This is a genomic window from Streptomyces sp. D2-8 (genome assembly GCF_023184515.1).
Classification (GTDB): domain Bacteria; phylum Actinomycetota; class Actinomycetes; order Streptomycetales; family Streptomycetaceae; genus Streptomyces.
Genome location: NZ_JAAHBP010000005.1, coordinates 183,029 through 209,212 on the forward strand (window position 1 = coordinate 183,029; position 26,184 = coordinate 209,212).

The following is a 26,184-nucleotide window of genomic DNA, read 5'->3' on the forward strand; positions in this document are numbered from 1 at the left end:
TCAACAGTATGTTGAAGTTCAGGCCAAGAGGTCGACTGTGACGGGGAGGACGGGGGACCCCCTCCAGCACTCGAAAGTCCGTGCTGCATAATGGCTTGTGAATGTGAACGCTTTCACAAGCGTAGGTAAGGAGCGGCGACGTGGACCTGGCTTTGGCGCCGGAGACCCTGGCTCGATGGCAGTTCGGCATCACCACCGTCTACCACTTTCTGTTCGTCCCCCTGACGATCTCACTGGCCGCGCTCACGGCCGGTCTGCAGACGGCCTGGGTGCGGACGGAGAAGGAGAAGTACCTCCGGGCGACGAAGTTCTGGGGCAAGCTCTTCCTGATCAACATCGCGATGGGTGTGGTCACCGGCATCGTGCAGGAGTTCCAGTTCGGCATGAACTGGTCTGACTACTCGCGCTTCGTCGGTGACGTCTTCGGTGCGCCCCTGGCCTTCGAGGCCCTGATCGCCTTCTTCTTCGAGTCGACCTTCATCGGTCTGTGGATCTTCGGCTGGGACAAGCTGCCGAAGAAGATCCACCTGGCCTGCATATGGATGGTCTCGATCGGGACGATCCTGTCGGCGTACTTCATCCTCGCGGCCAACTCCTGGATGCAGCACCCGGTCGGCTACCGGATCAACGAGGCGAAGGGCCGGGCCGAGCTCACCGACTTCTGGCTGGTGCTCACCCAGAACACCGCGCTCGCCCAGGTCTTCCACACGCTGACCGCGGCCTTCCTGGCCGGCGGCGCCTTCATGGTCGGCATCGCCGCCTTCCACCTGGCCCGCAAGAAGCACGTTCCGGTGATGAAGACCTCACTGCGGCTGGGCCTCGTCACGGTGGTCATCAGCGGTCTCCTCACCGCGATCAGCGGCGACGTGCTCGGCAAGATCATGTACCAGCAGCAGCCGATGAAGATGGCCGCCGCCGAGGCACTGTGGGACGGCGAGAAGCCGGCTCCCTTCTCGGTCTTCGCCGTCGGCGACGTCGACAAGGGCCACAACAAGGTCGCCATCGAGATCCCCGGCCTGCTCTCCTTCCTCGCGAAGGACGACTTCACCTCGTACGTGCCCGGCATCAACGACATCAACAAGGCCGAGCAGGAGAAGTACGGGCCCGGCGACTACCGGCCCAACATCCCCGTCGCCTACTGGGGCTTCCGGTGGATGATCGGCTTCGGCATGACGTCGTTCGCCATCGGCCTGGTCGGGCTGTGGCTGACCCGCAAGAAGTTCATGCTCCCGCAGCACCTGAGGACGGGCGACGACGACGTGCCGCATCTCGTGCTGCTGCCGAAGAAGGCGCTCGGCCCCACCCTCACCAAGTGGTACTGGCGTATCGCGATCCTCACCCTGGGCTTCCCGCTGATCGCCAGTTCCTGGGGCTGGATCTTCACCGAGATGGGCCGCCAGCCGTGGGTCGTCTACGGCCTGTTCCAGACGCGTGACGCGGTCTCCCCCGGTGTCTCCCAGGCCGAGGTCATCACCTCCATGATCGTCTTCACCACGCTGTACGCGATCCTCGCCGTCGTCGAGGTCAAGCTGCTGGTCAAGTACGTCAAGGCGGGCCCGCCGGAGCTCACCGAGGCCGACCTCAACCCACCCACGAAGATCGGCGGCGACTCCCGTGACGCCGACAAGCCGATGGCCTTCTCGTACTAGGCCGAGGGAGCTGCACAGTCATGGAACTGCACGACGTCTGGTTCGTCCTGATCGCCGTCCTGTGGACCGGCTACTTCTTCCTGGAGGGCTTCGACTTCGGGGTCGGAGTGCTCACGAAGCTGCTCGCCCGCAACCGGCCCGAGAAGCGGGTGCTGATCAACACCATCGGCCCCGTCTGGGACGGCAACGAGGTGTGGCTGCTCTCGGCGGGCGGCGCGACCTTCGCCGCCTTCCCCGAGTGGTACGCCACGCTCTTCTCAGGCTTCTACCTGCCCCTGCTGCTCATCCTGGTCTGCCTGATCATCCGGGGTGTGGCCTTCGAGTACCGCGTGAAGCGGCCCGAGGAGAACTGGCAGCGCAACTGGGAGACGGCGATCTTCTGGGCCTCACTGCTCCCCGCGTTCCTGTGGGGTGTGGCCTTCGCCAACATCGTGCGGGGCGTGAAGATCGACCGGGACTTCAACTACGCCGGCGGCGTCCTGGACCTGCTCAACCCGTACGCGCTGCTGGGCGGTCTGGTCACGCTGGCACTGTTCACCTTCCACGGGACGGTGTTCGTCGGGCTCAAGACCGTGGGGGAGATCCGGGAGCGGGCGCGGAAGCTGGCGCTGCGCGTCGGACTGGTGACCGCCCTGCTGGCGCTCGCCTTCCTGCTGTGGACGCAGGCCGACCGGGGCGACGGTTCGTCGCTCGTGGCGATGGTCGTGGCCGTGGCGTCGCTCCTCGTGGCCCTGGCCGTGGCACGGGCCGGGCGTGAGGGCTGGGCGTTCGCCCTGTCGGGGCTCACCATCGTTGCCACGGTGACGATGCTCTTCCTGACGCTCTTCCCGAACGTCATGCCGTCGACGCTGAACCCGGACTGGAGCCTGACGGTCACCAACGCCTCGTCCAGCCCGTACACACTGAAGATCATGACCTGGTGTGCCGGGATCGCCACCCCGGTCGTCCTGCTCTACCAGGGCTGGACGTACTGGGTGTTCCGCAAGCGGATCGGTACGCAGCACATCGCCGAGACCGTGCACTGAGGTGTGTTTCACGTGAAACCAATCGATCCGCGTCTGCTCCGGTACGCCCGTGCCACCCGGCTCTTCCTGATGGCGGTCGTGGCTCTCGGGGGCGTAGGGGCCGGGCTGGTCATCGCGCAGGCGATGCTCATCGCCGAGGTGGTGGTCAGTGCGTTCCAGCACCGCATGGCGGTGTCCGAACTCGGCACTCCCCTGCTGCTGTTGGCCGCCGTCGCGCTCGGCCGGGCGCTGGTCGGCTGGCTCACCGAGCTCGCCGCGCACCGGGCGAGCGCGGCGGTGAAGTCCGAGTTGCGGGGACGGTTGCTGGAGCGTTCCGCTGAGCTGGGGCCGGGCTGGCTGAGCGGGCAGCGGACCGGTTCGCTGGTCGCCCTGGCCACCCGGGGCGTCGACGCCCTCGACGACTACTTCTCGCGGTATCTGCCGCAGTTGGGTCTCGCGGTGGTCGTGCCGGTGGCGGTACTGGCGCGGATCGTCACCGAGGACTGGGTCTCCGCGGCCATCATCGTGGGCACCCTCCCGCTCATCCCGGTCTTCATGGTGCTGATCGGCTGGGCGACCCAGTCCCGGATGGACCGTCAGTGGCGGCTGCTGTCGCGGCTGTCCGGACACTTCCTGGACGTCGTGGCGGGGCTGCCGACGCTGAAGGTCTTCGGGCGGGCCAAGGCGCAGACCGAGTCGATCCGGCGGATCACCGGCGAGTACCGGCAGGCGACCATGCGGACGCTGCGGATCGCCTTCATCTCTTCCTTTGCCCTGGAACTGCTCGCGACGATCTCGGTGGCGCTGGTCGCCGTGACGATCGGCATGCGGCTGGTGCACGGTGAGATGGACCTGTACATCGGCCTGGTCATCCTGATCCTCGCGCCCGAGGCGTATCTGCCGTTGCGGCAGGTCGGGGCGCAGTACCACGCGGCGGCGGAGGGGCTCGCGGCGGCAGAGGAGATCTTCGAGGCCTTGGAGACGCCCGTCCCGGCATCTGGCTCCGAGGCCGTGCCGGAGGGTGCGCTGTCGTTCGAGGGCGTGACCGTCCGGTACCCGGGGCGTTCGGCGGACGCCGTCGCGAACGTGTCCTTCGGCGTCGAGCCCGGGGAGACGGTCGCGCTGGTGGGGCCGAGCGGCGCCGGTAAGTCGACGCTGCTGAGCGTCCTGCTGGGGTTCGTGCGACCGGCCGAGGGGCGGGTGCGGGTCGGAGGTGTCGACCTCGCCGATGCCGACCTGGAGCGGTGGCGCGCCCGAATCGCGTGGGTGCCGCAGCGGCCGCACCTCTACGCCGGGACGATCGCCGAGAACGTACGGCTGGCGCGGCCCGGCGCCGACGACGACTCCGTCCGGCGGGCGCTGCGGGACGCCGGGGCGCTCGAGTTCGTCGACGCGCTGCCCGAGGGCGTGGACACCGTGCTCGGTGAGGACGGTGCAGGGCTGTCCGCCGGGCAGCGGCAGCGGCTCGCGCTGGCCCGGGCATTCCTCGCGGACCGGCCCCTGCTGCTGCTCGACGAGCCGACGGCGGCGCTGGACGGGGCCACCGAGGCCGAGGTCGTCGCGGCGGTGCGGCGCCTTGCGGCCGGCCGGACGGTGCTGCTGGTGGTGCACCGGCCGGCGCTGCTGGAGGTCGCGGACCGGGTCGTGCGGCTGGAGGTCGCGGACGGGGACGTACGGCCGGCGGAGCCCGAGAGCACCGCTGCCTTGGCCGGGGCGTCCGGCGTGGCCCGGGGGATCGAGACGCGGTCGGTCGAGGCCGAGCTGCCCACCCCCACCGAGTCCGTCGAAAAGCCGGCTGCAAGTGGTGTCCTCGCGCGCGTCCGCGCCATGTCCGGTGCCCGGCGTGGGCGCCTGGGACTCGCGCTGCTGTTCGGGAGTCTCGCGCTGGGAAGCGCCGTGGGGCTCATGGCCACCTCCGGCTGGCTGATCTCGCGGGCCTCGCAGCAGCCGCCCGTGCTGTATCTGATGATGGCCGTCACCGCGACGCGGGCGTTCGGGATCGGGCGGGCCGTGTTCCGGTACGCCGAGCGGCTGGTGTCGCACGACGCCGTGCTGCGGATGCTGGCGGACACCCGGGTCGCGGTGTTCCGCAGGCTGGAGCGGCTGGCGCCGGCCGGGCTGCGCCGGGTCCGCCGGGGTGATCTGCTCTCCCGGCTGGTCGCGGACGTGGACGCGCTGCAGGACTACTGGCTGCGGTGGCTGCTGCCCGCCGGGGCGGCTGTCGTCGTGTCGGCGGCGTCCGTCGGTTTCACGGCATGGCTGCTGCCCGAGGCCGGGGCGGTGCTCGCGGCCGGGCTCCTGGCGGCGGGGGTCGGCGTGCCGCTGATCACCGGCGCGGTGGCCCGGCGGGCCGAGCACAGGCTGGCGCCCGCCCGCGGGGTGCTCGCGACGCGGGTGGCCGATCTGCTCACCGGCACCGCGGAGCTGACCGTCGCCGGTGCCCTGCCCGCGCGGACCGCCCAGGCCCGCGAGGCCGACGGGGCGCTCACCCGGATCGCCTCGCGCGCCGCCACCGCCACGGCCCTCGGCGACGGTCTCACCGCGCTGATCTCCGGACTGACCGTCACGGCCGCCGCTCTGGCCGGGGCGCAGGCGGTCGCCGCCGGGCGGCTCGACGGCGTGGCCATGGCCGTCGTGGTCCTCACCCCGCTCGCCGCCTTCGAGGCCGTGCTCGGGCTGCCGCTCGCCGTGCAGTACCGGCAGCGCGTGCGCCGGAGCGCGGAGCGGGTGTACGAGGTGCTGGACGCCCCGGAGCCCGTGGGGGAGCCGGAGCAGCCCCGGCAGGCGCCCTCGTCGCCGTTCCCGGTCGTCGTCGGAGGGCTGACCGCCCGGCACGCCGGGCAGGACCGGGACGCGCTCGCCGGGCTCGACCTGACCCTCGAGGAGGGCCGCCGGGTCGCCGTGGTCGGCCCCTCCGGCTCCGGCAAGACCACGCTGGCGCAGGTGCTGCTGCGGTTCCTCGACGCGGAGGCGGGCTCGTACACGCTGGCGGGCGTCGACGCGTACGCCCTCCGCGGTGACGACGTACGGCGGCTCGTCGGGCTGTGTGCGCAGGACGCGCACCTCTTCGACAGCTCGCTGCGCGAGAACCTGCTGCTCGCCCGGAAGGACGCCACCGAGGACCAGCTGCGCGCCGCACTCGGCCGCGCCCGGCTGCTGGACTGGGCCGACAGCCTGCCCGACGGGCTCGACACGCTCGTCGGCGAGCACGGGGCGCGGCTGTCGGGGGGCCAGCGGCAGCGACTGGCGCTGGCCCGGGCACTCCTCGCCGACTTCCCCGTCCTGGTGCTCGACGAGCCTGCCGAGCACCTCGACCTGCCGACCGCCGACGCGCTCACCGCCGACCTGCTGGCCGCCACCGCGGGCCGGACGACGCTGCTCATCACGCACCGGCTGGCGGGACTCGAAGCGGTCGACGAGGTGATCGTGCTGGACCAGGGACGGGTGGTGCAGCGCGGGCCGTACGCGGAGCTGATGGCGGTGGACGGGCCGCTGCGGGGGATGGCGGAGCGTGAGGCGGCATCGGAGTCGCTGGTGGGGGCCCGGTAGCGGCAGGGAAGGGCGCGCACTGGGCCGTTCGGCGCAGCGGGTCCCCCAGGCGTACGACGTGAACAGGACCGGGGCGGCGGTGTTGGGCGACGATCGCTGACATGCGCTCATATCGCCGTCATCGGCTGCTTGTTCCGGTCCTGCTGTGCGCGCTGGCCGTGCTCGCGGCCCGGCCGACGTCGGCGCACAAGGAACCCGGGAGCGGCACCGGGACCGGCGCGGACACGGGCCTCAGCGCCGAGGTGGCGCGGCTGTACGAGGAGGCCGCGGTGGCGACGCAGCAGTACGAGGCGGGCCGTGAGGAGGCCGAGGAGCAGCGGGCCGAAGCGCAGCGGGCGGAGGCGCTCCTGGACGCGCAGCGGCGGCACATCGCCGCGCTGCACGAGGACCTGGGCCGGATCGCCCGGGCCCAGTACCGCAGCAGTGGTGGTCTGCCGGTGGCCGCGCACATGATCCTCGCCGACAGTCCCGACGGCCTGATGCGCGGTCAGCACGCCTTCTCGCAGGCGGATCTCGCCGTGAACAACGCGATCTCCAAGAACCAACGGGCCGAGGCACGGCTCGCGGCGGACGAGGCCAGGGCCGCGGCCCAGTGGGAGGCGCTGGAGAAGCGCACCACCCAACTCGCCGGTCTGAAGGCGGACATCGAGCAGAAGCTGGAGACGGCCCGCTCGCAGCTCCAGGGGCAGGCGGACGCCGCGGTCGCCGCCGGGGCGTGCCGCGGGGCCGCCCGGCTCGACCAGCCGGAGACGGGGTTCACCGACGGCGAGTGGGTCGCGCCGGTCGAGACGTACGAGCTGTCGGCGTCCTACGGCAGTGGCGGTGCGCGGTGGTCGAACCGGCACACCGGGCAGGACTTCGCGGTGCCGATCGGCACTCCGGTGCGGGCCGTGGGTGCGGGCCGGGTCGTGAAGGTGTCCTGCGGTGGTCCCTTCGGCATGGAGATCGTGCTCAAGCACGCGGGCGGCTACTACACGCAGTACGCCCATCTCGCTTCCCTCGCGGTCGACCAGGGGGAGCACGTCAGCCCCGGCCAGTGGATCGGCCAGTCGGGCACCACGGGCAACTCCACCGGGCCGCACCTGCACTTCGAGGCCCGGGTCACACCGGAGTCGGGCTCGGCGGTGGACCCGGTGTCGTGGCTGGCGGCGCGCGGGGTGTCCCTCTGAAACACCCCGGCCCGGCGACTACGGCAGTTCCGTCAGCAACTGCTCGATCACGACCGCCACCCCGTCCTCGTTGTTCGCGACCGTCCGACCCGAGGCGGCGGCGATCACGTCCGGGTGCGCATTGCCCATCGCGTACGACCGGCCCGCCCAGGTCAGCATCTCCACGTCGTTCGGCATGTCGCCGAAGGCGACGACCTGCTCGTGCGAGATGCCGCGCTCGGCGCAGCACAGGGCGAGGGTGCTGGCCTTGGACACGCCCGGGCCGCTGATCTCGAGCAGTGCGCTGGGGCTGGAGCGGGTGACGTTGGCGCGGTCGCCGATGGCGAGGCGGGCCAGGGTGAGGAAGGCGTCGGGGTCGATCTCGGGGTGGTAGGCGAGGATCTTCAGCACCGGCTCCGCGGCTGCCGGGTGGTCAGGGCCCAGCAGCTTTTCGGCCGGGGCGAGGCTGTCCGGTATCTCCATGTGCAGCTTCGGGTACGCCGGCTCCTGGTAGAAGCCGTACGTCTGCTCCACCGCGTACACCGTGCCGGGCGCCGCGTCGCGCAGCAGCCGTACGGCGTCCAGGGCGTTCTCCCGAGCCAGCTCCCGCACCTTCACGAACCGGTGGGCACCGGGGCCGCCGTGCAGGTCGACCACGGCGGCGCCGTTGCCGCAGATCGCCAGGCCGTGGCCGTGCACGTGGTCGCTGACGACGTCCATCCAGCGGGCCGGGCGGCCCGTGACGAAGAAGACCTCGACCCCCGCCTCCTCGGCGGCGGCCAGCGCGGCGACCGTACGCGGTGACACCGACTTGTCGTCGCGCAGCAGTGTGCCGTCGAGGTCGGTGGCGATCAGCCGCGGCGGGAGGGTCTTGGCCGCGGTCTCGGGCTGTCGGGTCGCTGAGGTCACCCGGACATTGTCCCGCACATGCCTGCACGGGCGTGCGGGGCTCCGCACAGGTGAGTGGATACCGCCCTCACCAGGGGCCCCTCACCAGGAGCCGCGCCGCAGGAGCCCCTCACCGGAGGCTCCTCGGCACGTTCGTCCGGGCTCAGCGCAGCTGCGCCGGCGCCTCCATCGCGATCTGCTCGAAGACCTTCTCGTCGGCTGCGAACTGCGAGTCGGGGATCGGCCAGTGGATCACGATCTCCGTGAAGCCCAGCTCCACATGACGTCCGGCGAAGTCCACGAACGCGTTCAGGGACTGGAGCGGGCCGCCGCGGTCCGGCGTGAATCCGGTGAGCAGGACCCGGTCGAGATCGGTCATGTCCCGGCCGACCTCGGCGCAGATGTCGTCGAGCCGCTCCGCCTGCCCGCGCATGGCCTGAATCGACTGTTCAGACGTGCCGTTCTCGTACAGCTTGGGGTCGCCGGTGGTCACCCAAGCCTGCCCGAACCGGGCGGCGAGCCGCATCCCGCGCGGCCCGGTCGCCGCCACCGCGAACGGCAGCCGGGGGCGCTGCACACAGCCGGGGATGTTCCGCGCCTCGTGGGCGGAGTAGAAGTCGCCCTCGTAGGACACGGCGTCCTCGCTGAGCAGCCGGTCGAGCAGCGGGACGAACTCGGCGAAGCGGTCGGCGCGCTCGCGCGGGGTCCACGGTTCCTGGCCGAGCGCGGTGGCGTCGAAGCCGGATCCGCCCGCGCCGATGCCCAGCGTGACCCGCCCGCCGGAGATGTCGTCGAGGGAGATCAGCTCTTTTGCGAGAGTCACGGGGTGCCGGAAGTTCGGCGAGGTCACCAGGGTGCCCAGCCGTAGCCGTTCGGTGATGCTCGCGGCGGCCGTCAGGGTCGGCACGGCGCCGAACCACGGGCCGTCCCGGAAGGTGCGCCAGGACAGGTGGTCGTAGGTGTACGCGGTGTGGAAGCCGAGCTGCTCGGCACGCGCCCAGGCCGCGCGGCCGCCTTCGTGCCAGCGGCGGTACGGGAGGATCACGGTGCTCAGACGCAGACTCATGACATCGAGCCTAAGGGAGCGCCGGCGGTCACCCGTGTTTCACGTGAAACACGTCACCGTGCGCGCCAGGGCGGGCACCGACACACTCCGCCGTCGGCCGGATGCGGCAGGTCAGTGCGATTCGGGGAAGCGCAGATACCGGGCCGGGACGGCCTGGGTCAGCCACACCCCGTTCGCGCTCACCTGGAAGACATGGCCGTCGCGGTGCATGGCGCCCGCGTCCACCGCCAGCACGACCGGCCGGCCCCGGCGGGCGCCGACGCGGGTCGCCGTCTCCCGGTCGGGCGAGAGGTGCACGGCGTGCCGGTTCATCGGACGGAGCCCCTCGGCCCGGATCGCGTCCAGACTGCCGGCGATGGTGCCGTGGTAGAGGTAGGCGGGTGGAGTGGCCGGCGACAGCCCGAGGTCGACCTCCACGCTGTGGCCCTGGCTGGCGCGGATCCGGGTGCCCTCGACGGCGAAGCGCCGCTTGTCGTTGGTGGCGACGACATGGTCCAGTTCGTCGCGGGTGAACCGGAAGCCGTGCGTGGCGGCCGCGGCGATCAACGTGTCGATCTCCACCCAGCCGGCCTCGTCGAGCGTGAGCCCGATGCGTTCCGGCTGGTGGCGCAGATGCTTCGACAGGTACTTCGACACCTTCACGGTGCGTCTTTCATCCATCCCACCAGGGTGCGGGAGAGACGGGAATCACGCGATCGAGTTTCACTTCGGAGGTTTGATCCACAACCAAGTATGGTTATCCACAGCAGAATTGGCGGTTCTGTGGACAACTAGCCGCCATGGAAGGGGTTTTGGGCCCCCTCTCGTACCGGTGGCTTCACTCGCGCGATGCTCCGCAGTGCCCCCGGCGCCCACCGCGACAGCCAACGCGCACCCCGGGCCTCCGGCGTCACCGGCACCACCGCCTCGTTGCGCGTCACCGCCCGCAGGATCGCCCGGGCGACCTTCTCCGGCGGATAGTTCCGCAGGCCGTACAGGCGCGCGGTGCGCTTCTGCAGCCGCTTCTCCTCCAGGGCGTTCACACCGGCGAAACGCGCCGTCGACGTGATGGCGGTGTTCACGATGCCGGGACAGACCGCCGTCACGCCGATCCCCTGACCGGCGAGCTCCGCCCGCAGGCACTCGCTGAGCATCAGCACGGCCGCCTTGGAGGTGCTGTACGCGGGCAGCGCCCGGGACGGCAGGTAGGCCGCGGCCGATGCCACGTTGACGATGTGGCCGCCCTGCCCGCGCTCGGCCATCCGCCGGCCGAGGAGGCGGCAGCCGTGGATGACACCCCACAGGTTGACGTCGAGGACCTTCTTCCAGTCCTCCGGCGTGGTGTCGAAGAAGGAACCGGACAGTCCGATCCCGGCGTTGTTCACGAGGACGTCCACCACTCCGTACTCGGTGGTGACCTTTTCGGCGAGCTTCTCCATGGCCTGCTCGTCGGAGACGTCGACCGTCTCCGCCCAGGCCTCGGGGGCGCCCAGCAGGCGGGACGACTCGGCGGTGCGGGCCGCCGCCTCCGCGTTCCGGTCGACGGCCACCACACGCGCGCCGGCCTCGGCGAAGGCGAGCGCCGTCGCCCGCCCGATACCGCTGCCCGCCCCGGTGACCAGCACGAGCTGCCCGCCGAACCGCTCGGCGTGCGCGCCGCTCACCGCCACCGGAGAGCGCCCGCTCTCGACGGACGCCACGAACTCCTCGATCCATGAGGCCAGCCGGTCGGGGCGGGTCCGCGGGATCCAGTGCCCCGCCTGGATCGTCCTGCGGGTCAACTGCGGAACCCACTGCTCCAGTTCATCGTGGAGCCGCTCCGAGAGGAACCGGTCCTCCAGGGACGTGATGATCTGCACGGGCGCGTGGGCGTGTGCGTCCGGGCGCGGCCTGCGCAGCCGGGGCCGGACGTTGTCCCGGTACAGCCAGGCCCCGTGTGCCGCGTCCGACGGCAGGGACGAGGTGGGGTAGTCGCTCCGGGGCACCCTCTCGACCCGCTCCAGCATCCGCGGCCAGCGCTTGCCGAGCGGGCCGCGCCAGGCCAGCTCGGGCAGCACGGGGGTGTGCAGCAGGTACACGTACCAGGACCGGGCGCCCTGCCCGAGGAGCTGGCCGACCCGGCGCGGGGTCGGCCGCTTCACGCGCCGGCCGATCCAGTGGCCGAAGTGGTCGAGCGACGGCCCGGACATCGAGGTGAAGGAGGCGATACGGCCCTCGGTGCGCCGGACGGTGGTGAACTCCCAGGCCTGCACCGAGCCCCAGTCGTGCCCCACCAGGTGCACCGGCTCGTCCGGACTCACCGCGTCCGCGACGGCCAGGAAGTCGTCCGTCAGCTTCTCCAGTGTGAACCCGCCCCGCAGCGGACGCGGCGCCGTCGACCGGCCGTGGCCGCGGACGTCGTACGCCACCACATGGAAGCGTCCGGCGAGCCGCTCGGCGACCTCGGACCACACCTCCTTGCTGTCGGGGTAGCCGTGCACCAGGACGACCGTCGGCCGCCCCGGATCCCCCATCTCGGCCACGCACAGCTCGACTTCGCCGGCCCGCACCCTGCGCTCCCGCGCGCCCCTCAGCAACGTCATCCGGCGAATCTGGCAGTTGTTAGAGAGTTCGTCAATAGGAGCTACCCCGTCGTGGTAACTCTCAAGAACCAGCTCCCCTAGGGGCCCGTAATACTCAGGGCTGACCCGAAGACAGCTCTGCGGAGTGACGACCGCCACGCGCACGGCCCCTACCTTCAAAGGGTGACTGTGATCGCGACCGAAAGCCTGAGCAAGCGGTTCCCCCGGGTGACCGCGCTTGACCGGCTCTCCGTGGACGTCGGGCCCGGTGTGACCGGACTCGTCGGAGCCAACGGAGCCGGCAAGTCCACACTGATCAAGATCCTGCTGGGTCTGTCCCCCGCCACCGAGGGCCGCGCCGAAGTGCTCGGCCTCGACGTCGCCACCAAGGGCGCCGCCATCCGTGAGCGGGTCGGCTACATGCCCGAGCACGACTGCCTGCCGCCGGACGTCTCGGCCACCGAGTTCGTCGTCCACATGGCGCGCATGTCCGGCCTGCCGCCCACCGCCGCGCGCGAGCGCACGGCCGACACCCTGCGCCACGTCGGCCTGTACGAGGAGCGGTACCGCCCCATCGGCGGCTACTCGACCGGCATGAAGCAGCGGGTCAAGCTCGCGCAGGCCCTCGTCCACGACCCGCAGCTGGTCCTCCTGGACGAGCCGACCAACGGGCTCGACCCGGTCGGCCGCGACGAGATGCTCGGCCTGATCCGCCGCATCCACACCGACTTCGGCATCTCGGTCCTGGTCACCTCCCACCTGCTGGGCGAACTGGAGCGCACCTGCGACCACGTCGTCGTCATCGACGGCGGCAAGCTCCTGCGCTCCAGCTCCACCACGGACTTCACACAGATCACCACCACCCTCGCGATCGAGGTCACCGACACCGACGAGCACCCGGACGGCACCCGCGCGGTCCGCGAGGCGCTGCACGCGCGCGGGGTGAGTGCCGAGGACGGCAGCGGCCTGCCGGGCGCCGGGCACGTCCTGCTGCTCACCGCTCAGGGCGAGGAGACGTACGACCTGGTCCGGGACGTGATCGCGGACCTCGGACTCGGCCTGGTGCGCATGGAGCAGCGCCGGCACCACATCTCCGAGGTCTTCACCAGCAGCGACGAGCGCGAGCAGCGGAAGGAGGCGGTCGGCCATGGCGGTTGAGCACGCCACGGGGACACCCGCCCCGGCACCGGGTGACCAGACCCGCATCCACAACATCGGCTACCGCAACTACGACGGCCCCCGCCTGGGCCGCGCCTACGCCCGACGCTCCCTGTACTCGCAGTCGCTGCGCGGCTCCTACGGCCTCGGCCGTTCGGTGAAGTCCAAGGTGCTGCCGATGCTGCTCTTCGTGGTGATGTGCGTGCCCGCGGCCATCATGGTCGCCGTCGCGGTCGCCACCAAGGCCAACGCCCTGCCCCTGGACTACACGCGCTACGCGATCGTCATGCAGGCCGTCATCAGCCTGTACGTCGCCTCGCAGGCACCCCAGTCCGTCTCGCGGGACCTGCGGTTCAAGACCGTTCCGCTGTACTTCTCGCGGCCCATCGAGACCGCCGACTACGTCCGCGCCAAGTTCGCGGCGCTGGCCTCGGCGCTGTTCGTCCTCACGGCCGCTCCCCTGCTCGTGCTCTACGTGGGCGCGCTGCTGGCCAAACTGGACTTCGCCGACCAGACCAAGGGATTCGCACAGGGACTGGTCTCCGTGGCACTGCTCTCACTGCTCTTCGCCGGAATCGGCCTGGTCATCGCGTCCTTCACCCCGCGCCGCGGCTTCGGCATCGCGGCCGTGATCGCCGTGCTGACCATCACCTACGGCGCGGTCTCCACCCTGCAGGCCATCGCCGACGCACAGGGCAGCGGCGACGCCGTGCCGTGGATCGGGCTGTTCTCGCCGATCACGATCATCGACGGGGTGCAGTCCGCCTTCCTGGGCGCGACCTCCGCCTCCCCCAGCGGGGTGGGCCCGGACAACGCCGAGGGCGTCGTCTACGTCCTCGTCGCACTCGGCCTGATCGCGGCGAGCTACGGCCTCCTGATGCGCCGTTACAAGAAGGTGGGACTGTGACCACGCTCTCCATCGACCACGTCTCCCGCTGGTTCGGCAACGTGGTCGCCGTCAACGACATCACCATGACCATCGGCCCCGGCGTCACGGGCCTCCTCGGCCCCAACGGCGCCGGGAAGTCCACCCTCATCAACATGATGGGCGGCTTCCTGGCCCCCTCCACCGGCGCGGTCACCCTCGACGGCCAGGCCGTGTGGCGCAACGAGCAGATCTACAAGCACATCGGCGTCGTGCCCGAGCGGGAGGCGATGTACGACTTCCTCACCGGCAAGGAATTCGTCCTGGCCAACGCCGAGCTGCACGGCCTGGGCGCCAAGGCGGCCCAGAAGGCCCTGGCCACGGTCGAGATGGAGTACGCGCAGGACCGCAAGATCCAGACGTACTCCAAGGGCATGCGCCAGCGCGTGAAGATGGCTTCCGCCCTGGTGCACGACCCGTCCCTGCTGCTGCTGGACGAACCCTTCAACGGCATGGACCCGCGCCAGCGCATGCAGCTGATGGACCTGCTGCGCCGCATGGGCGACGAGGGCCGCACGGTCCTGTTCTCGTCCCACATCCTCGAAGAGGTCGAGCAACTCGCCTGGCACATCGAGGTCGTCGTCGCCGGGCGGCATGCCGCCAGCGGCGACTTCCGCAAGATCCGCCGCCTGATGACCGACCGGCCGCACCGCTACCTGGTGCGCTCCAGCGACGACCGCGCCCTCGCGGCCGCGCTGATCGCCGACCCGTCGACGGCCGGCATCGAGGTCGACCTCGCCGAGGGCGCACTGCGCGTCCAGGCCATCGACTTCGGCCGCTTCACGGCCCTGCTGCCGCGGGTGGCAAGGGACCACGGCATCCGGCTGCTGACGGTCTCGCCGTCCGACGAGTCCCTCGAGTCCGTCTTCTCGTACCTCGTCGCGGCGTAGGAGGCCCTGATGTACGACCCCACAGTCGCCCGGCTCACTTACCGGGCCCTGCTCGGCCGGCGCCGGGCCCTCATCCTGGGCGCTCTGCCCCTGCTGCTGATCGTGATCGCCGTGGCGGTGCGCGGCCTGGCCGGGGCGGACGACCAGACGGCGTCCGACCTGCTGGGCGGACTCGCCCTCGCCACGATGGTGCCGATCATCGGCGTCATCGCCGGAACGGGCGCGATCGGGCCGGAGATCGACGACGGCTCGGTGGTCTACCTGCTGTCCAAGCCGATCAAGCGGCCGACCATCATCTTCACCAAGCTGATCGTCGCGATCGCGGTGACCATGGTCTTCTCCGCGGTGCCGACGCTCATCGCCGGCTTCATCCTGAACGGCAACGGCCAGCAGGTCGCCGTCGCCTACACGGTGGCCGCGCTGGTCGCGTCGATCGCCTACGCGGCCCTGTTCCTGCTGCTCGGCACGGTCTCCCGGCACGCGGTCGTGTTCGGTCTCGTCTACGCGCTGGTCTGGGAGGCCCTGTTCGGCTCCCTGGTGCCGGGCGCCCGCACGCTGAGCGTCCAGCAGTGGTCGCTGGCGGTCGCCCAGAAGGTGTCCGGCGGGGACCTGGTCTCCTCCGACGTGGGGCTGACCACGGCGACGGTGCTGCTGGTGGCCGTCACGGTGCTGGCCACCTGGTACGCCGGACAGAAGCTGCGATCCCTGACGCTCGCCGGCGAGGAGTGACGTGCCCCGGCCCTGACGGAGGCTTCACCTCTGCCGGGGCACACTGGGCGAACGGGATGTAGGGGAAGCACCACAGGAGTTGGACGGCTGGGAGGACGGGGATGGCGGGCGAGAGGGCTCAGTACGACGACGCCGGGGACGAGGCCCGGGACGACCTCGACGGTATCGTCCTGGACGAGGACTTCATACGCTCCGCCGGGACCTCCGAGCCGTCCGCCCGTGCCCGGATGCTCGCCGCGAAGTGGCGGCGCGAGGATCCGCAGCCGCAGCCCTGGCGCTCCGACGAACCGCCCGCGGGCTGGTTCTTCAGCAAGGCCCGGCGGCGCAAGTGGCGCAGGAAGTAGCCGGACCGCCGCCGATCAGGCCGCCGGTTTAATCGGTGGCGTCTCCTTCGCCCCGGCGGGCAGAGTGGTTGTCGTCACGGCCGGGCGAGGAGCCCGGCGCCACGTTCTGGGAGAGGAGCGGGACGATGTCCATGCACGGCAGTACGTCCAGCTCCCTTCAGGGCAGCCCGCGGCGGGATCCGGAGTAGTCACTACCCTCCGTAGAACCCGCCCCACACGGGGAGCTGCCCGGGGCGGCCGCTTCGAGCACGCGAGTCGCACATCGCGTGGGCCGCCCACCCGGAGGATTGGCCGAGTGGTAAGGCACTGGCTTGCGCTGCGTTTGATCAAAAGCGAGTCAAGGTCGGGCCTGAAAAGCCCGCGCACGTTCGATTCGTGCATCCTCCGCCGAGAACCGTCCAGCAACGGGCGACAGGCCCGGCGCTCAGCCCAGCAACCGCTCCAGCACCACCGCGATGCCGTCCTCGTCGTGGGAGGACGTCACCTCGTCGGCCACCGCCTTCAGTTCCTCGTGGGCGTCCGCCATGGCGACGCCGTAGGAGGCCCAGGCGAACATCGGTATGTCGTTGGGCATGTCGCCGAAGGCGATCGTGTCGGCCGCCTTCATCCCGAGCCGGCGGGCCGCCAGGGACAGCCCCGTCGCCTTGGACAGACCCAGGGGGAGGAGCTCGACGATGCCCTCGCCCGCCATCGTGACGGTGACGAAACCGCCGGCGGTCCGCGTGGCCGCCTCGCAGAGCTCGTCGTCGGTCAGCGTCGGGTGCTGGATGTACAGCTTGTTCAGGGGCGCGGTCCACAGATCCGACGCGTCCGTGAAGGGCGTGGCGGGCAGGGTGCCCTGGACCGCGTAGCCCGGGCCGACCAGCACCTCGCCGTCGAGGCCGTCGCGGCTCGCCGCCAGGTACAGCGGGCCGACCTCCGCCTCGATCTTGGCCAGCGCCACCCCGGCCAGCTGCCGGTCCAGCGTCACCGACGTCAGCAGGCGGTGCGCGCCGGCGTCGTAGACCTGCGCGCCCTGGCCGCAGACGGCCAGGCCCTGGTAGCCGAGGTCGTCGAGGATGTGCCGGGTCCACGGGACCGCGCGGCCGGTGACGACGATGTGCGCGGCGCCCGTCGCGGTGGCCGCGGCGAGCGCGTCACGGGTGCGCGGCGACACCGTGTCGTCGGAGCGCAGCAGCGTCCCGTCGAGATCGGTGGCGACGAGCCGGTACGGAAAGCCGCCCGGGGAAGCCGTGTCGCTCACTTGGCCACCGGCTCCAGGACCTCCCGGCCGCCCAGATACGGACGCAGCACCTCGGGCACGCGCACCGAACCGTCGGCCCGCTGGTGGTTCTCCAGGATCGCCACGATCGTGCGCGGGACGGCGCACAGCGTGCCGTTGAGCGTGGCCAGCGGCTTGACCTGCTTGCCGTCACGGACGCGGATCGACAGGCGGCGGGACTGGAACTCGGTGCAGTCCGAGGTCGAGGTCAGCTCGCGGTACTTGCCCTGGGTCGGGATCCACGCCTCGCAGTCGAACTTGCGGGAGGCCGAGGCGCCCAGGTCGGCGCTCGCCACGTCGATCACGCGGTACGGCAGCTCCAGCGAGGTCAGCCACTGCTTCTCCCACTCCAGCAGGCGCTGGTGCTCGGCCTGCGAGTCCTCGGGAGCGACGTAGGAGAACATCTCGACCTTGTCGAACTGGTGCACGCGGAAGATGCCCCGGGTGTCCTTGCCGTGCGAGCCGGCCTCGCGGCGGAAGCAGGGCGAGAAGCCCGCGTAGCGCAGGGGGAGGCGGTCGGCGTCGAGGATCTCGTCCATGTGGTACGCCGCGAGCGGCACCTCGGACGTGCCGACCAGGTAGAGGTCGTCGTCGGCGAGGTGGTAGACGTCCTGCGCGGCCTGGCCGAGGAAGCCCGTGCCCGCCATGGACTGGGGGCGGACCAGCGCCGGGGTCAGCATCGGGGTGAAGCCGGCCGCGGTGGCCTGCGCCATCGCCGCGTTCACCAGGGCGAGCTCCAGGAGGGCGCCCACGCCCGTCAGGAAGTAGAAGCGCGAGCCGGAGACCTTGGCACCCCGCTCGACGTCGATCGCGCCGAGGATCTGGCCGAGCGCCAGGTGGTCCTTGGGCTCGAAGCCCTCGGTGGCGAAGTCGCGGATCGTGCCGTGCGTCTCGAGCGTGACGAAGTCCTCCTCGCCGCCCACGGGCACGTCCGGGTGGACGAGGTTGCCGAGCCTCTGGAGCAGTTCCTGCGTCTCGGTCGCGGCCGCGTCGCGGTCCGCGTCGGCCGCCTTGACGTCGGCGGCGAGCTGGCCCGCCTTCTTCAGCAGCTCGGCCTTCTCGTCACCGGCCGCCTTGGGGATGAGCTTGCCGAGCGCCTTCTGCTCGGCGCGCAGCTCGTCGAAGCGGACGCCGGACGACCTGCGCCGCTCGTCGGCAGACAGGAGGGAGTCGACGAGCACGACGTCCTCTCCACGGGCGCGCTGCGAGGCGCGCACACGGTCGGGGTCCTCACGGAGCAGGCGAAGGTCAATCACGCGCCCAAGGCTACCGGTGCGGGATGACAGCCCACGACTCACTATGGCCGGCGGGCCTTACGTGCCGTTATGGGTGAATTGCGAGCAGTGTCAATGTACGGTCTGCCCCTCCCCGGTACGAGGCATCCGCAGGGCGTCGTATTGACGTGAATCCCTTGCGGGGAGCGGGACTTGGGCTTCGGTTGTCCACAGGGATCCACACCTCCCGAAGAGTTATCCACAGGCTGTGTGGGAAATCTGTGGACTTCGGAATTGATCACTCCGGAAGGCCCGGTCACTCCTCAGAATTCCCGGCGCAAACCCGCTCTATCCTCACTTTGGAGTGGAATTTGGTCACCCCAAAGAGTTACACAAAGGGAAACGGTGGACGAAGGGTGACCTGCGTGCGGATGGACCCATCAGGGGTCTGTAGGGCGATTTGTCGACTGACTCACGCTTCGTTGTCGACTTGTCCCCAGGTCGAGAAGCGGACCTGTGGATAACTCCTGTGGATAACAACAATCAGCAGGTACGACCGGCTAGAAGCGGCCGTCCTGGCACCGCGCGACCCAGTCGGCAGCCCCCACGAACTCCTCGTCGGAGGTCCCCAGCCGCGGCGGCTGCACATCCCCCGGCTGCATGTCCGCGCGCGGGTAGGAGCCGAGGTAGCGCACCTGGAGGCAGATCCGCTTCAGGCCCATCAGGGCGTCGGCCACCCGGCGGTCGGAGATGTGGCCCTCGGCGTCGATACAGAAGCAGTAGTTGCCGATGCCGGCGCCGGTGGGCCGGGACTGGAGCAGCATCAGGTTGATGCCGCGGGTGGCGAACTCGCCGAGCAGGTCGCGCAGGCCGCCGGGGTGGTCGTCGCGCTGCCACAGCACGATCGAGGTCTTGTCCGCGCCGGTCGGCGCCGCGGGCCGGGCCGGCCGGCCGACCAGGACGAACCGCGTCTGGGCGTTCTCCGCGTCGTGGATCCCGGTCTCCAGGGCCTCCAGGCCGTAGCGGGCGGCCGCGAACTCCCCCGCGAAGGCGGCGTCGTACTGGCCCTCCTGGACGAGCCGGGCGGCGTCCGCGTTCGAGGCGGCCGACTCCCAGTGGGTGTCCGGGAGGTGCTTCTTCAGCCAGTTGCGCACCTGCGGCTGCGCGGCCGGGTGGGCGGAGACGGTCTTGATGTCCGACAGCTTCGTGCCGGGCCTGACCAGCAGCGCGAAGGTGATCGACAGCAGCACCTCGCGGTAGATCATCAGCGGCGCGCCGGCGACCAGCTCGTCGAGGGTGGTGGTGATGCCGCCCTCGACGGAGTTCTCGATCGGCACGAACGCGGCCTCGGCCTCGCCGGCGCGTACCGCGTCGAGCGCGGACTGGACGGACACGTACGGGATGAGCTCCCGGGTGGCGGCCTCGGGAAGCGTGCGCAGGGCGACTTCGGTGAAGGTGCCCTCGGGGCCGAGATACGCATAGCTCGCTGGCATGACCTCACCCTAATGGGCCCGCGGAAGCGCTATCCCCCACAAGCCCGCACAGGGCTGAATTCTCACCCCTCCAGCAACTTCTGCCCCACGTACTCGCCCTCCGCGGCCCCGCCCGGCACCGCGAACAGCCCGCTCGACTCGTGCCGGATGAACTGCGACAGGGCGTCGCCGCGGTCGAGCTTGCGCTGCACCGGCACGAAGCCGCGCAGCGGATCGGCCTGCCAGCAGACGAAGAGCAGGCCCGCGTCGGGCACCCCGTCGGTGTCGATGCCGTCGTGGAAGGAGAACGGGCGGCGGAGCATCGCGGCGCCGCCGTTCTGGTCGGGCCGGGTGATGCGGGCGTGGGCGTTGATCGGGACGACCAGGTTGCCCTTCGCGTCCGTCTTCTCCAGCTCCATCGCGGTCGTCTCCGTGCCGCCGGACAGCGCCGCCCCGTCGGACTTGCGGCGCCCGATCACGTCCTCCTGCGCGGTGACGGAGAGCTTCTCCCAGTCGTCGAGGAGCATGCGGATACGGCGTACGACGGCGTAGGAGCCGTTCGTCATCCAGGCCGGTTCGCCTTTCTCAGGGACGAAGATGCGCTGGTCGAAGTCGGTTTCGCTCGGCTTCGGATTGCGGGTGCCGTCGATCTGGCCCATCAGGTTGCGAGCCGTCATGGGGTGGGAGGTGGCTCCCGGTGAGCGGTTGAAGCCGTTCATCTGCCAGCGGACCTTGGCTGCCCGGCCCGCGTCCTTCTGGATCGCGCGCAGGGCGTGGAAGGCGACAAGGGCGTCGTTGGCGCCGATCTGCACCCAGAGATCGCCGTTGCTGCGGTTCTTGTCGAGGTGGTCGGAGGAGAACTCGGGCAGCGGGTCCAGGGCGGTGGGGCGCTGCTTCTCCAGGCCCGTCCGGGCGAAGAAGCTGTGGCCGAAGCCGAAGGTGATCGTCAGGGACGAGGGCCCGGCGTCGCGGGCCACGTCGGTGTCGTCGTGGGTGCTCGGCTCGCCGGCCATCAGCCGCCGGGCCGTCTCCGACCAGCGGCGGAGCAGGGCGGCGGCCTCCTTGCGGCCGGCGCCCGCCGCCAGGTCGAAGGCGACGAGGTGACCGCGTGCCTGGAGGCCGTCGGTGATACCGGGCTGATGTTTCCCGTGAAACATCGCCCTGTCCGTGCCGAGGGAGGTGAGCGGAGCGGCTGCTTCGGAGGGGGCGGCCGCGTAGCCCACGGCGGCACCCGCCGTGCCGAGGACGAGCCCGGTGGCACCGGCGGTGCCGATCAGCCGCCGCCGTGAGATGCCCTCGTGGGCGGGGGCCGTTTCGCTCTCCCCTGTGGGGGCCTCGGGGGTACGGGCCTTCGGAAGGGACTGGTCAGGCATGGTCGTTCAGCCGATCTGCGCGTTCTTGGTGACGGTCACCTCGTCGATGTCGGAGGTCCGCACGGTCACGTCGACCTGCCAGTCGCCGGCCATGGGGAGCTGCACTCCGTTCGCCGACCAGTGTCCGGTAGCGATGTGGTCGGGGACGACGGGCAGGGGCCCGAGGTCCTTGGCCTTCAGGGTGAAGTCGACCTTCACCTCGGGGATGTCGAAGGCCCGTCCGTTGGGCCGCTCCACGTAGACGTGCATCTCGTTGTCGCCCACGCGCGCGGGGTCGAGGTCGATGGTGACGATGCCCTTGCCGTCCTCGCCGCCGGTGTCGAACGGCATGTTCAGGGTCAGCGCCCCGGACGCGCCCGCGTCGGCGGAGGAAGACACGGAGGACGAGGTGGCCGCCTTGGCCTCCTGTTCCGTGCGTCCCGGCTCGGTCTGCGTCAGCACGGTGGTGACGGCGAGCAGCACCACCGCGATGCCGGCCTCGGTCAGTACGGAGCGGCGGAGCCCGAAGCGGTTCGGGTCCGCGTCCCGCATCCGCTTCTGCCGTGCGGCGTCCCGGGCGGCCTGCTGCCGGGCGAGCTGCGCGGCACGTTCGGTGTCGGCGGGCTCGGGGCCGGACCGCACGTCGGTGTCGAGGCCGGTGTCGGTGTCACTGCCGCCATCGCCATCGCCGTCCCTCTCGCCCTCGGCGTCGCCCGAGGCGTCCGCGGCATCCGCCCCCGCGCCGACCCGCTCCTTCTCCCGTACCGCCGACGCCCCCACCGGGACCGTCTCCGTCAGCCGCCCTGTCCACCGGCGCGAGATCCACGCGACGCCGACCAGGACGACCACGAGGCCGATCTTGGCCAGGAGGAGCTGGCCGTAGCGGGTGTCGGTGAAGGCCGACCAGGAGCCGAGCTGGCGCCAGGACTGGTACGTACCGGTCGCGATCAGGGCGAGGACGCTGCCGAAGGCGACCTGGGAGAAGCGGCGAACGGCCGGTGCGTCGACGGGCGTGTCGGCGGGGGCGCGGTACAGGGCGACCAACAGCGCGCCCAGCCCGCCGAGCCAGGCGGCCACGGCCAGCAGATGGAGCACGTCGACCGGCATGGCGATGCCCGCCTGGAGGCCGACCGAGGCGTGCTCGGACATCGCCCAGCTCGCGGCGAGCCCGGCCGCCACGACGGCGCCGCCGATCGAGAGCCCGAAGGTGAGGTCGCGCTTCTCCTGGGCGTCCTCACGCTTTTCATAGGCCCCGAACAGCACGGCGATGAACAGTGCCGCCGCGGCGAGCAGCAGCAGCCGGGACACCAGCGCCGCGCCGGTCTTGGTCTGCAGCACCTGCCCGAGCAGCGACAGGTCGAAGACGTCGGCGACCTTCCCGGAGCCCGTGAAGGAGCCGCGCAGAAGCAGCAGCGCGAGGGTCGCCGCGGTGAGCGCGACCCACCCGGAGACGACGAACCGCTGCACCGGCCGCACCCCGGAACCGCGCCGCCAGCAGGCGAGCACGAAGGCGGCGCCGCCGGCCATCACGATGAACCCGGCGTACGACACGTACCGCCCGAAGCCGTACAGCCAGCCCACGACCCCGTCGTCGGCCGCCTGCCCGGAGACCGACACGGACGTCTTGGAGGGGGCGCCGATGGAGAAGGTGTAGGCGCCGGCGACGGGATGGCTGTCCGCCGAGACGACCTGGTAGGCCACGGTGTACGTGCCGTCGGGCAGGCCCGAGTGCAGCGGTACGGCGTACGTCGTGCCGCTGACGTTGGCCGGCTTGCCCGTGTCGACGCGCTTGCCCTCGGGGTCGAGCACGCGCAGCGAGTCGTCGGACAGCGCGACCTGCTCGGAGAAGGTGAGCGAGATCCGGGCCGGGGCCTTGTCGACCACCGCCCCCTGCCCGGGGTCGCTGCCGGTCACCGCGGCGTGCGCGGAGGCCGGGCCGGTTCCGGCGAGGAGCGCGCAGGTCGCGGCCAGGAGCAGCAGCACCAGTGTCCGGACGCGGGGGGCGATGGTCTGCGTCACAGGGTCCCTCCCTCAGTGTCCGGTCTTCGGGGTGTAGGTCGCCGGCTTCACCGGCATCCCGACCTTCACCGGGTCGGAGTGGGCGAAGTGCAGCTCGACGGAGACCGTCCGGCCCTCCTTCGGCTTGCTCTTCAGCTGTTCGAACATCAGGTGGTCGCCACCGCTCTTCAGCTCCAGCCGGCCGTCCGCGGGGATCTTCAGGCTCTTGACCTCCTGCATCGCCCCGTCGACGGTCTGGTGCACGGTGACCTGCCCGGCGATGTCACTGGTGACCGAGGTCAGCTCGTCGGCGGCACCGCCCTTGTTGGTGACGGTGAGGAAGCCGGCCGCCATGTCGTCGGACACCGGCTGCGGCATGTACGCGGAGCCGACGGAGAGTTCCGCCTTCCCCGAGTCGCCTTCACCGCCGGAGTCCGAGCCGCCGCAGCCCGCCAGGGCCAGCGTCCCGGCTATGACGAGGGCCGCCGGGCCGAGCCGCCGCCTCACGGCTTCTCCCCCTTGACGATCTTGGGGAGGTCCTTGGTGTAGTCGTCGACGGAGGCGTCCTCGCCGTAGAGCACATAGCCGCCGTCGGTCTTCGGGGAGAACGCGATGACCTGGGTGCCGTGCTCGGAGACGAGCTTGCCGTTCTTGTCCTTCGTGGTCGGCTCAATGGAGATGCCGAGGGTGCGGGCGCCGGCCTGGATGGTCGCGAAGTCGCCGGTGAGGCCGACGAAGCTGGAGTCGATGCCCTTGAGCCACTTGCCGAGTTCGGCCGAGGTGTCGCGCTTGGGGTCGGTGGTGACGAACACCACGCGCAGTTCGTCCTGCTCGGCCTTGGGCAGCTGCTTCTTGGCGACGGCGATGTTGTTCATCGTCAGCGGGCAGACGTCCGGGCAGTGGGTGTAGCCGAAGTAGATCAGCGTGGGCTTGCCCTCGGTCTCCTTGCGGAGGTCGTACTTCTTGCCCTGCGTGTCGGTGAGGACCAGGTCCGGCTTCTCGAAGGGCTTGTCGAGGACGGTGGCGGCCTTGTCGGTGCCTGCCTCCTCCGACACGACGGCGACGGGCTTGCCGCTGTCGTCGCCGCTGCCGCAGGCGGTCAGGGTCAGGGATGCGGCGGCGAGCAGTGCGGCCGCGGCGAAGGTCTTGGTGCGCATAGAAAAATGTCCCAGATGTCGGTGACCCGGCGCGCACCGGGGTGCCCCGCCCAGCGGGGATCCGGTGCGCGCCGTCAACGGAAGCAGCCTCAGGCGTTGGACCGCCGGCGCCCGGCGAGCACACCGTAGGCGACGCCCGCCGCGCCGACCACGATGCCGACGATGCCGAGGACGCGGGCGGTGGTGTCGGTGTCGTCGGAGGAGTCGGAGGCGGCGGTGTCGGCGGAGGCCTTCTCGGCCGACTTGGCGTCGGAGTCCTCGTCGGCCGCCGAGCCGTGGTGCCCGTCCTCGGAGGCCGCGGACAGCTCCAGCACCGGGGCCGGGTTGTCGGGCTCCTCCTGGCCCTTCTGCGGCACCTCGATCCAGCGGACGACCTCCTTGTTGGAGTACGTCTGCAGGGCCTTGAAGACCAGCTGGTCGGCGTCCTCGGGCAGCTGGCCGACGGAGAGCGGGAACTTCTCGAAGTAGCCGGGCTCGATCCCCTTGCCGTTGGCGGTCCAGGTGACCTTGGTGACGGCCTCGGTGATCTTCTTGCCGTGCATCTCCAGCGGCTTGTCCAGCTCGGACGTGGTGACCTGGACCTTCCAGCCGGGCATGGGCTCCGGCATGACGGAGGCCAGCGGGTGGTCGGTGGGGAAGTTGACCTCGAGCTTGGTGGTCGAGGCGTCGTCACGCTCGTTCGGAACCTTGAAGTTCACCACCGCGTAGCCGCCCTTGGCGGCCGTGCCCTCGGGCTGCACGCTGACGTGCGCGAAGGCGGGGGCGGACAGGGCGAGAACGGTGACACCGGCGGCGGCACCGGCCGCGACGATACGGGAAGCCTTCATGGAAGGAGCACTCCGCTGTGAGTCGGTCTGGATGTGGAAGGAGGGATGCGCGCACACGCGCGTGCCGCACGACGGCGGCCCCTCCTCCGCGGGATCCAGGGCTCCGGGGCTCCGAAGAGGAGGACCCGGGGCATCCGAGGGGCGCAGTGGTGGTGATCGCGTCGCGTCAGGCGGCGAGGGCGAGTGCGGCTGCGGAAGCCGGGGCGGCGGGCGGGCCGCGCCGGATCACCGTGTGCTGGAGCGCCGTGGTGCGAGGCATCGGGGGCGCGGGCCGGGCGTCGGGCGCTGGGCGCGGGCAGGCCTCCGGGGCTCCCGGAAGCCCGGCGCGCAGGGCGTGTACCAGCGCGAGAGCGGCCCACAGGGAGCGCACGAGCGCCCCCTCGGCGACTCCCTGCGCCGACAGTTCGGTGAGCCGCAGCAGTGCCAGGTCGCCGTGGCGCAGCAGCCAGCCGGCGGCGAGCGCCGCGAGGACGTGGCCGAGCAGCATCGGCAGGGACGGCCACAGCGAGGCCGACGACTCGGACAGGGCATCCCCGGGCAGGTGCGTGTGCGCCCCCGTGGACGGCTGGATTCGGGCTTCGGTGAGGATCCTGTGGGCCTGCGCAGGGCTGATCGCCGCCGCCGTCGTGCCGCATACGAACCGCGCGGCCTGCTGGACCAGGGCGGCGTCGCTCCCGCCCGCCGACGCCGAGGAGGTGACGGCGGCCGTACCGTGCTGGCCGAGGCCGAACAGCGTGTGCAGCACCGTCTGGCCCACCGCGAGCAGTGCCGTGATCCCCGCCAGCGAGCGCACGCGCCCGGCGAGGGGAGCCGCCACCGCGACCACCCCGAGGAACCCGGCACTCAGCGTCCACAGCGGGATGCCGTCGCAGGAAGCGAGTGCGTGACCTGCCCCGGCCAGCACGACGCAGACCGCGGCGAACACCGCGGCCCGCAGGATCCGGAGCGTGTGTCCGGAGCGCGTCGCGCGCGCGTGGGGGGCAGTCATGGCGGGCTCATCATCGCACTGGCCC

General features: G+C 71.1%; 22 protein-coding genes and 1 tRNA gene. 10 read left to right on the forward strand and 13 right to left on the reverse strand.

Going from position 1 to position 26,184, the window contains the following annotated elements:
* Positions 1-140 precede the first annotated feature (140 nt).
* From G3I77_RS12735 to G3I77_RS12750, 4 genes are all read left to right on the forward strand, one after another.
* Positions 141-1,649, forward strand: coding sequence for a cytochrome ubiquinol oxidase subunit I (locus G3I77_RS12735; protein WP_248503201.1), 1,509 nt, complete (start codon positions 141-143; stop codon positions 1,647-1,649).
* A 20-nt stretch (positions 1,650-1,669) separates the two neighbouring features.
* Positions 1,670-2,674 carry a cytochrome d ubiquinol oxidase subunit II gene (cydB, locus tag G3I77_RS12740; protein WP_248503203.1) on the forward strand — a complete coding sequence of 335 codons (1,005 nt, stop codon included), beginning with the start codon at positions 1,670-1,672 and terminating at the stop codon, positions 2,672-2,674.
* A 12-nt stretch (positions 2,675-2,686) separates the two neighbouring features.
* Positions 2,687-6,202, forward strand: a complete 3,516-nt coding sequence (cydD, locus tag G3I77_RS12745; protein ID WP_248503205.1) for a thiol reductant ABC exporter subunit CydD — start codon at positions 2,687-2,689, stop codon at positions 6,200-6,202.
* A 101-nt stretch (positions 6,203-6,303) separates the two neighbouring features.
* The gene (locus G3I77_RS12750; protein ID WP_248503207.1) at positions 6,304-7,371 is read left to right on the forward strand and encodes a M23 family metallopeptidase; all 1,068 of its coding nucleotides are present in this window, start codon (positions 6,304-6,306) and stop codon (positions 7,369-7,371) included.
* A gap of 18 nt (positions 7,372-7,389) precedes the next feature.
* Here G3I77_RS12750 and G3I77_RS12755 read toward each other — a convergent pair whose 3' ends face one another.
* The 4 genes from G3I77_RS12755 to G3I77_RS12770 form a co-directional block, all read right to left on the reverse strand.
* Complete coding sequence (locus tag G3I77_RS12755) at positions 7,390-8,259, reverse strand: Cof-type HAD-IIB family hydrolase (RefSeq protein ID WP_248503209.1); 870 nt, start codon at positions 8,257-8,259, stop codon at positions 7,390-7,392.
* A 142-nt stretch (positions 8,260-8,401) separates the two neighbouring features.
* On the reverse strand, positions 8,402-9,304 hold the full coding sequence (locus G3I77_RS12760; protein ID WP_248503211.1) for an LLM class flavin-dependent oxidoreductase: 903 nt from the start codon (positions 9,302-9,304) through the stop codon (positions 8,402-8,404).
* A gap of 111 nt (positions 9,305-9,415) precedes the next feature.
* Complete coding sequence (locus tag G3I77_RS12765) at positions 9,416-9,964, reverse strand: RNA 2'-phosphotransferase (protein ID WP_248503214.1); 549 nt, start codon at positions 9,962-9,964, stop codon at positions 9,416-9,418.
* 110 nt (positions 9,965-10,074) lie between these two features.
* Positions 10,075-11,865 (reverse strand): SDR family oxidoreductase, encoded by a 1,791-nt coding sequence (locus tag G3I77_RS12770; protein WP_248503216.1) that lies wholly within the window; start codon positions 11,863-11,865, stop codon positions 10,075-10,077.
* Positions 11,866-12,033: 168 nt separating this feature from the next.
* Between G3I77_RS12770 and G3I77_RS12775 the strand changes: the two genes are divergently transcribed.
* The 6 genes from G3I77_RS12775 (at position 12,034) to G3I77_RS12800 (ending at position 16,277) form a co-directional block, all read left to right on the forward strand.
* Positions 12,034-13,002: an ABC transporter ATP-binding protein gene (locus G3I77_RS12775; protein ID WP_248503465.1), complete on the forward strand. Its 969-nt coding sequence runs from the start codon at positions 12,034-12,036 to the stop codon at positions 13,000-13,002.
* Positions 12,992-13,909, forward strand: a complete 918-nt coding sequence (locus G3I77_RS12780) for an ABC transporter permease subunit (RefSeq protein WP_248503218.1) — start codon at positions 12,992-12,994, stop codon at positions 13,907-13,909. Before G3I77_RS12775 ends, G3I77_RS12780 begins: the two co-directional genes overlap by 11 nt.
* Positions 13,906-14,817, forward strand: coding sequence for an ABC transporter ATP-binding protein (locus tag G3I77_RS12785; RefSeq protein WP_248503220.1), 912 nt, complete (start codon positions 13,906-13,908; stop codon positions 14,815-14,817). The genes G3I77_RS12780 and G3I77_RS12785 overlap by 4 nt, the downstream gene beginning before the upstream one ends.
* A 9-nt stretch (positions 14,818-14,826) precedes the next feature.
* The gene (locus tag G3I77_RS12790; protein WP_031137724.1) at positions 14,827-15,546 is read left to right on the forward strand and encodes an ABC transporter permease subunit; all 720 of its coding nucleotides are present in this window, start codon (positions 14,827-14,829) and stop codon (positions 15,544-15,546) included.
* Positions 15,547-15,647: 101 nt separating this feature from the next.
* Complete coding sequence (locus tag G3I77_RS12795) at positions 15,648-15,890, forward strand: hypothetical protein (protein WP_248503222.1); 243 nt, start codon at positions 15,648-15,650, stop codon at positions 15,888-15,890.
* Between the two features lie 281 nt (positions 15,891-16,171).
* Positions 16,172-16,277 (forward strand) — tRNA-OTHER (locus G3I77_RS12800).
* 37 nt (positions 16,278-16,314) lie between these two features.
* Here G3I77_RS12800 and G3I77_RS12805 read toward each other — a convergent pair.
* The 9 genes from G3I77_RS12805 to G3I77_RS12845 all read right to left on the reverse strand — a co-directional run bounded on the left by G3I77_RS12805 (position 16,315) and on the right by G3I77_RS12845 (position 26,159).
* Positions 16,315-17,133 carry an HAD family hydrolase gene (locus G3I77_RS12805; protein WP_248503223.1) on the reverse strand — a complete coding sequence of 273 codons (819 nt, stop codon included), beginning with the start codon at positions 17,131-17,133 and terminating at the stop codon, positions 16,315-16,317.
* On the reverse strand, positions 17,130-18,407 hold the full coding sequence (serS, locus tag G3I77_RS12810; protein WP_248503225.1) for a serine--tRNA ligase: 1,278 nt from the start codon (positions 18,405-18,407) through the stop codon (positions 17,130-17,132). The genes G3I77_RS12805 and serS overlap by 4 nt, the downstream gene beginning before the upstream one ends.
* Positions 18,408-18,925: 518 nt before the next feature.
* Positions 18,926-19,858, reverse strand: coding sequence for a prephenate dehydratase (pheA, locus tag G3I77_RS12815; RefSeq protein ID WP_248503228.1), 933 nt, complete (start codon positions 19,856-19,858; stop codon positions 18,926-18,928).
* 62 nt (positions 19,859-19,920) lie between these two features.
* The gene (gene efeB / locus G3I77_RS12820; RefSeq protein ID WP_248503229.1) at positions 19,921-21,210 is read right to left on the reverse strand and encodes an iron uptake transporter deferrochelatase/peroxidase subunit; all 1,290 of its coding nucleotides are present in this window, start codon (positions 21,208-21,210) and stop codon (positions 19,921-19,923) included.
* 6 nt (positions 21,211-21,216) lie between these two features.
* The gene (locus G3I77_RS12825; RefSeq protein ID WP_248503232.1) at positions 21,217-23,208 is read right to left on the reverse strand and encodes a copper resistance protein CopC; all 1,992 of its coding nucleotides are present in this window, start codon (positions 23,206-23,208) and stop codon (positions 21,217-21,219) included.
* Between the two features lie 12 nt (positions 23,209-23,220).
* A complete protein-coding gene (locus G3I77_RS12830; RefSeq protein ID WP_248503234.1) occupies positions 23,221-23,694 on the reverse strand; it encodes a copper chaperone PCu(A)C in 474 nt (157 codons plus the stop codon).
* Positions 23,691-24,344 carry an SCO family protein gene (locus G3I77_RS12835; protein WP_248503236.1) on the reverse strand — a complete coding sequence of 218 codons (654 nt, stop codon included), beginning with the start codon at positions 24,342-24,344 and terminating at the stop codon, positions 23,691-23,693. Before G3I77_RS12835 ends, G3I77_RS12830 begins: the two co-directional genes overlap by 4 nt.
* A gap of 89 nt (positions 24,345-24,433) precedes the next feature.
* Positions 24,434-25,171, reverse strand: coding sequence for a YcnI family protein (locus G3I77_RS12840; protein ID WP_248503238.1), 738 nt, complete (start codon positions 25,169-25,171; stop codon positions 24,434-24,436).
* Between the two features lie 166 nt (positions 25,172-25,337).
* Positions 25,338-26,159, reverse strand: a complete 822-nt coding sequence (locus tag G3I77_RS12845; RefSeq protein ID WP_248503241.1) for a hypothetical protein — start codon at positions 26,157-26,159, stop codon at positions 25,338-25,340.
* Positions 26,160-26,184 lie beyond the last annotated feature (25 nt).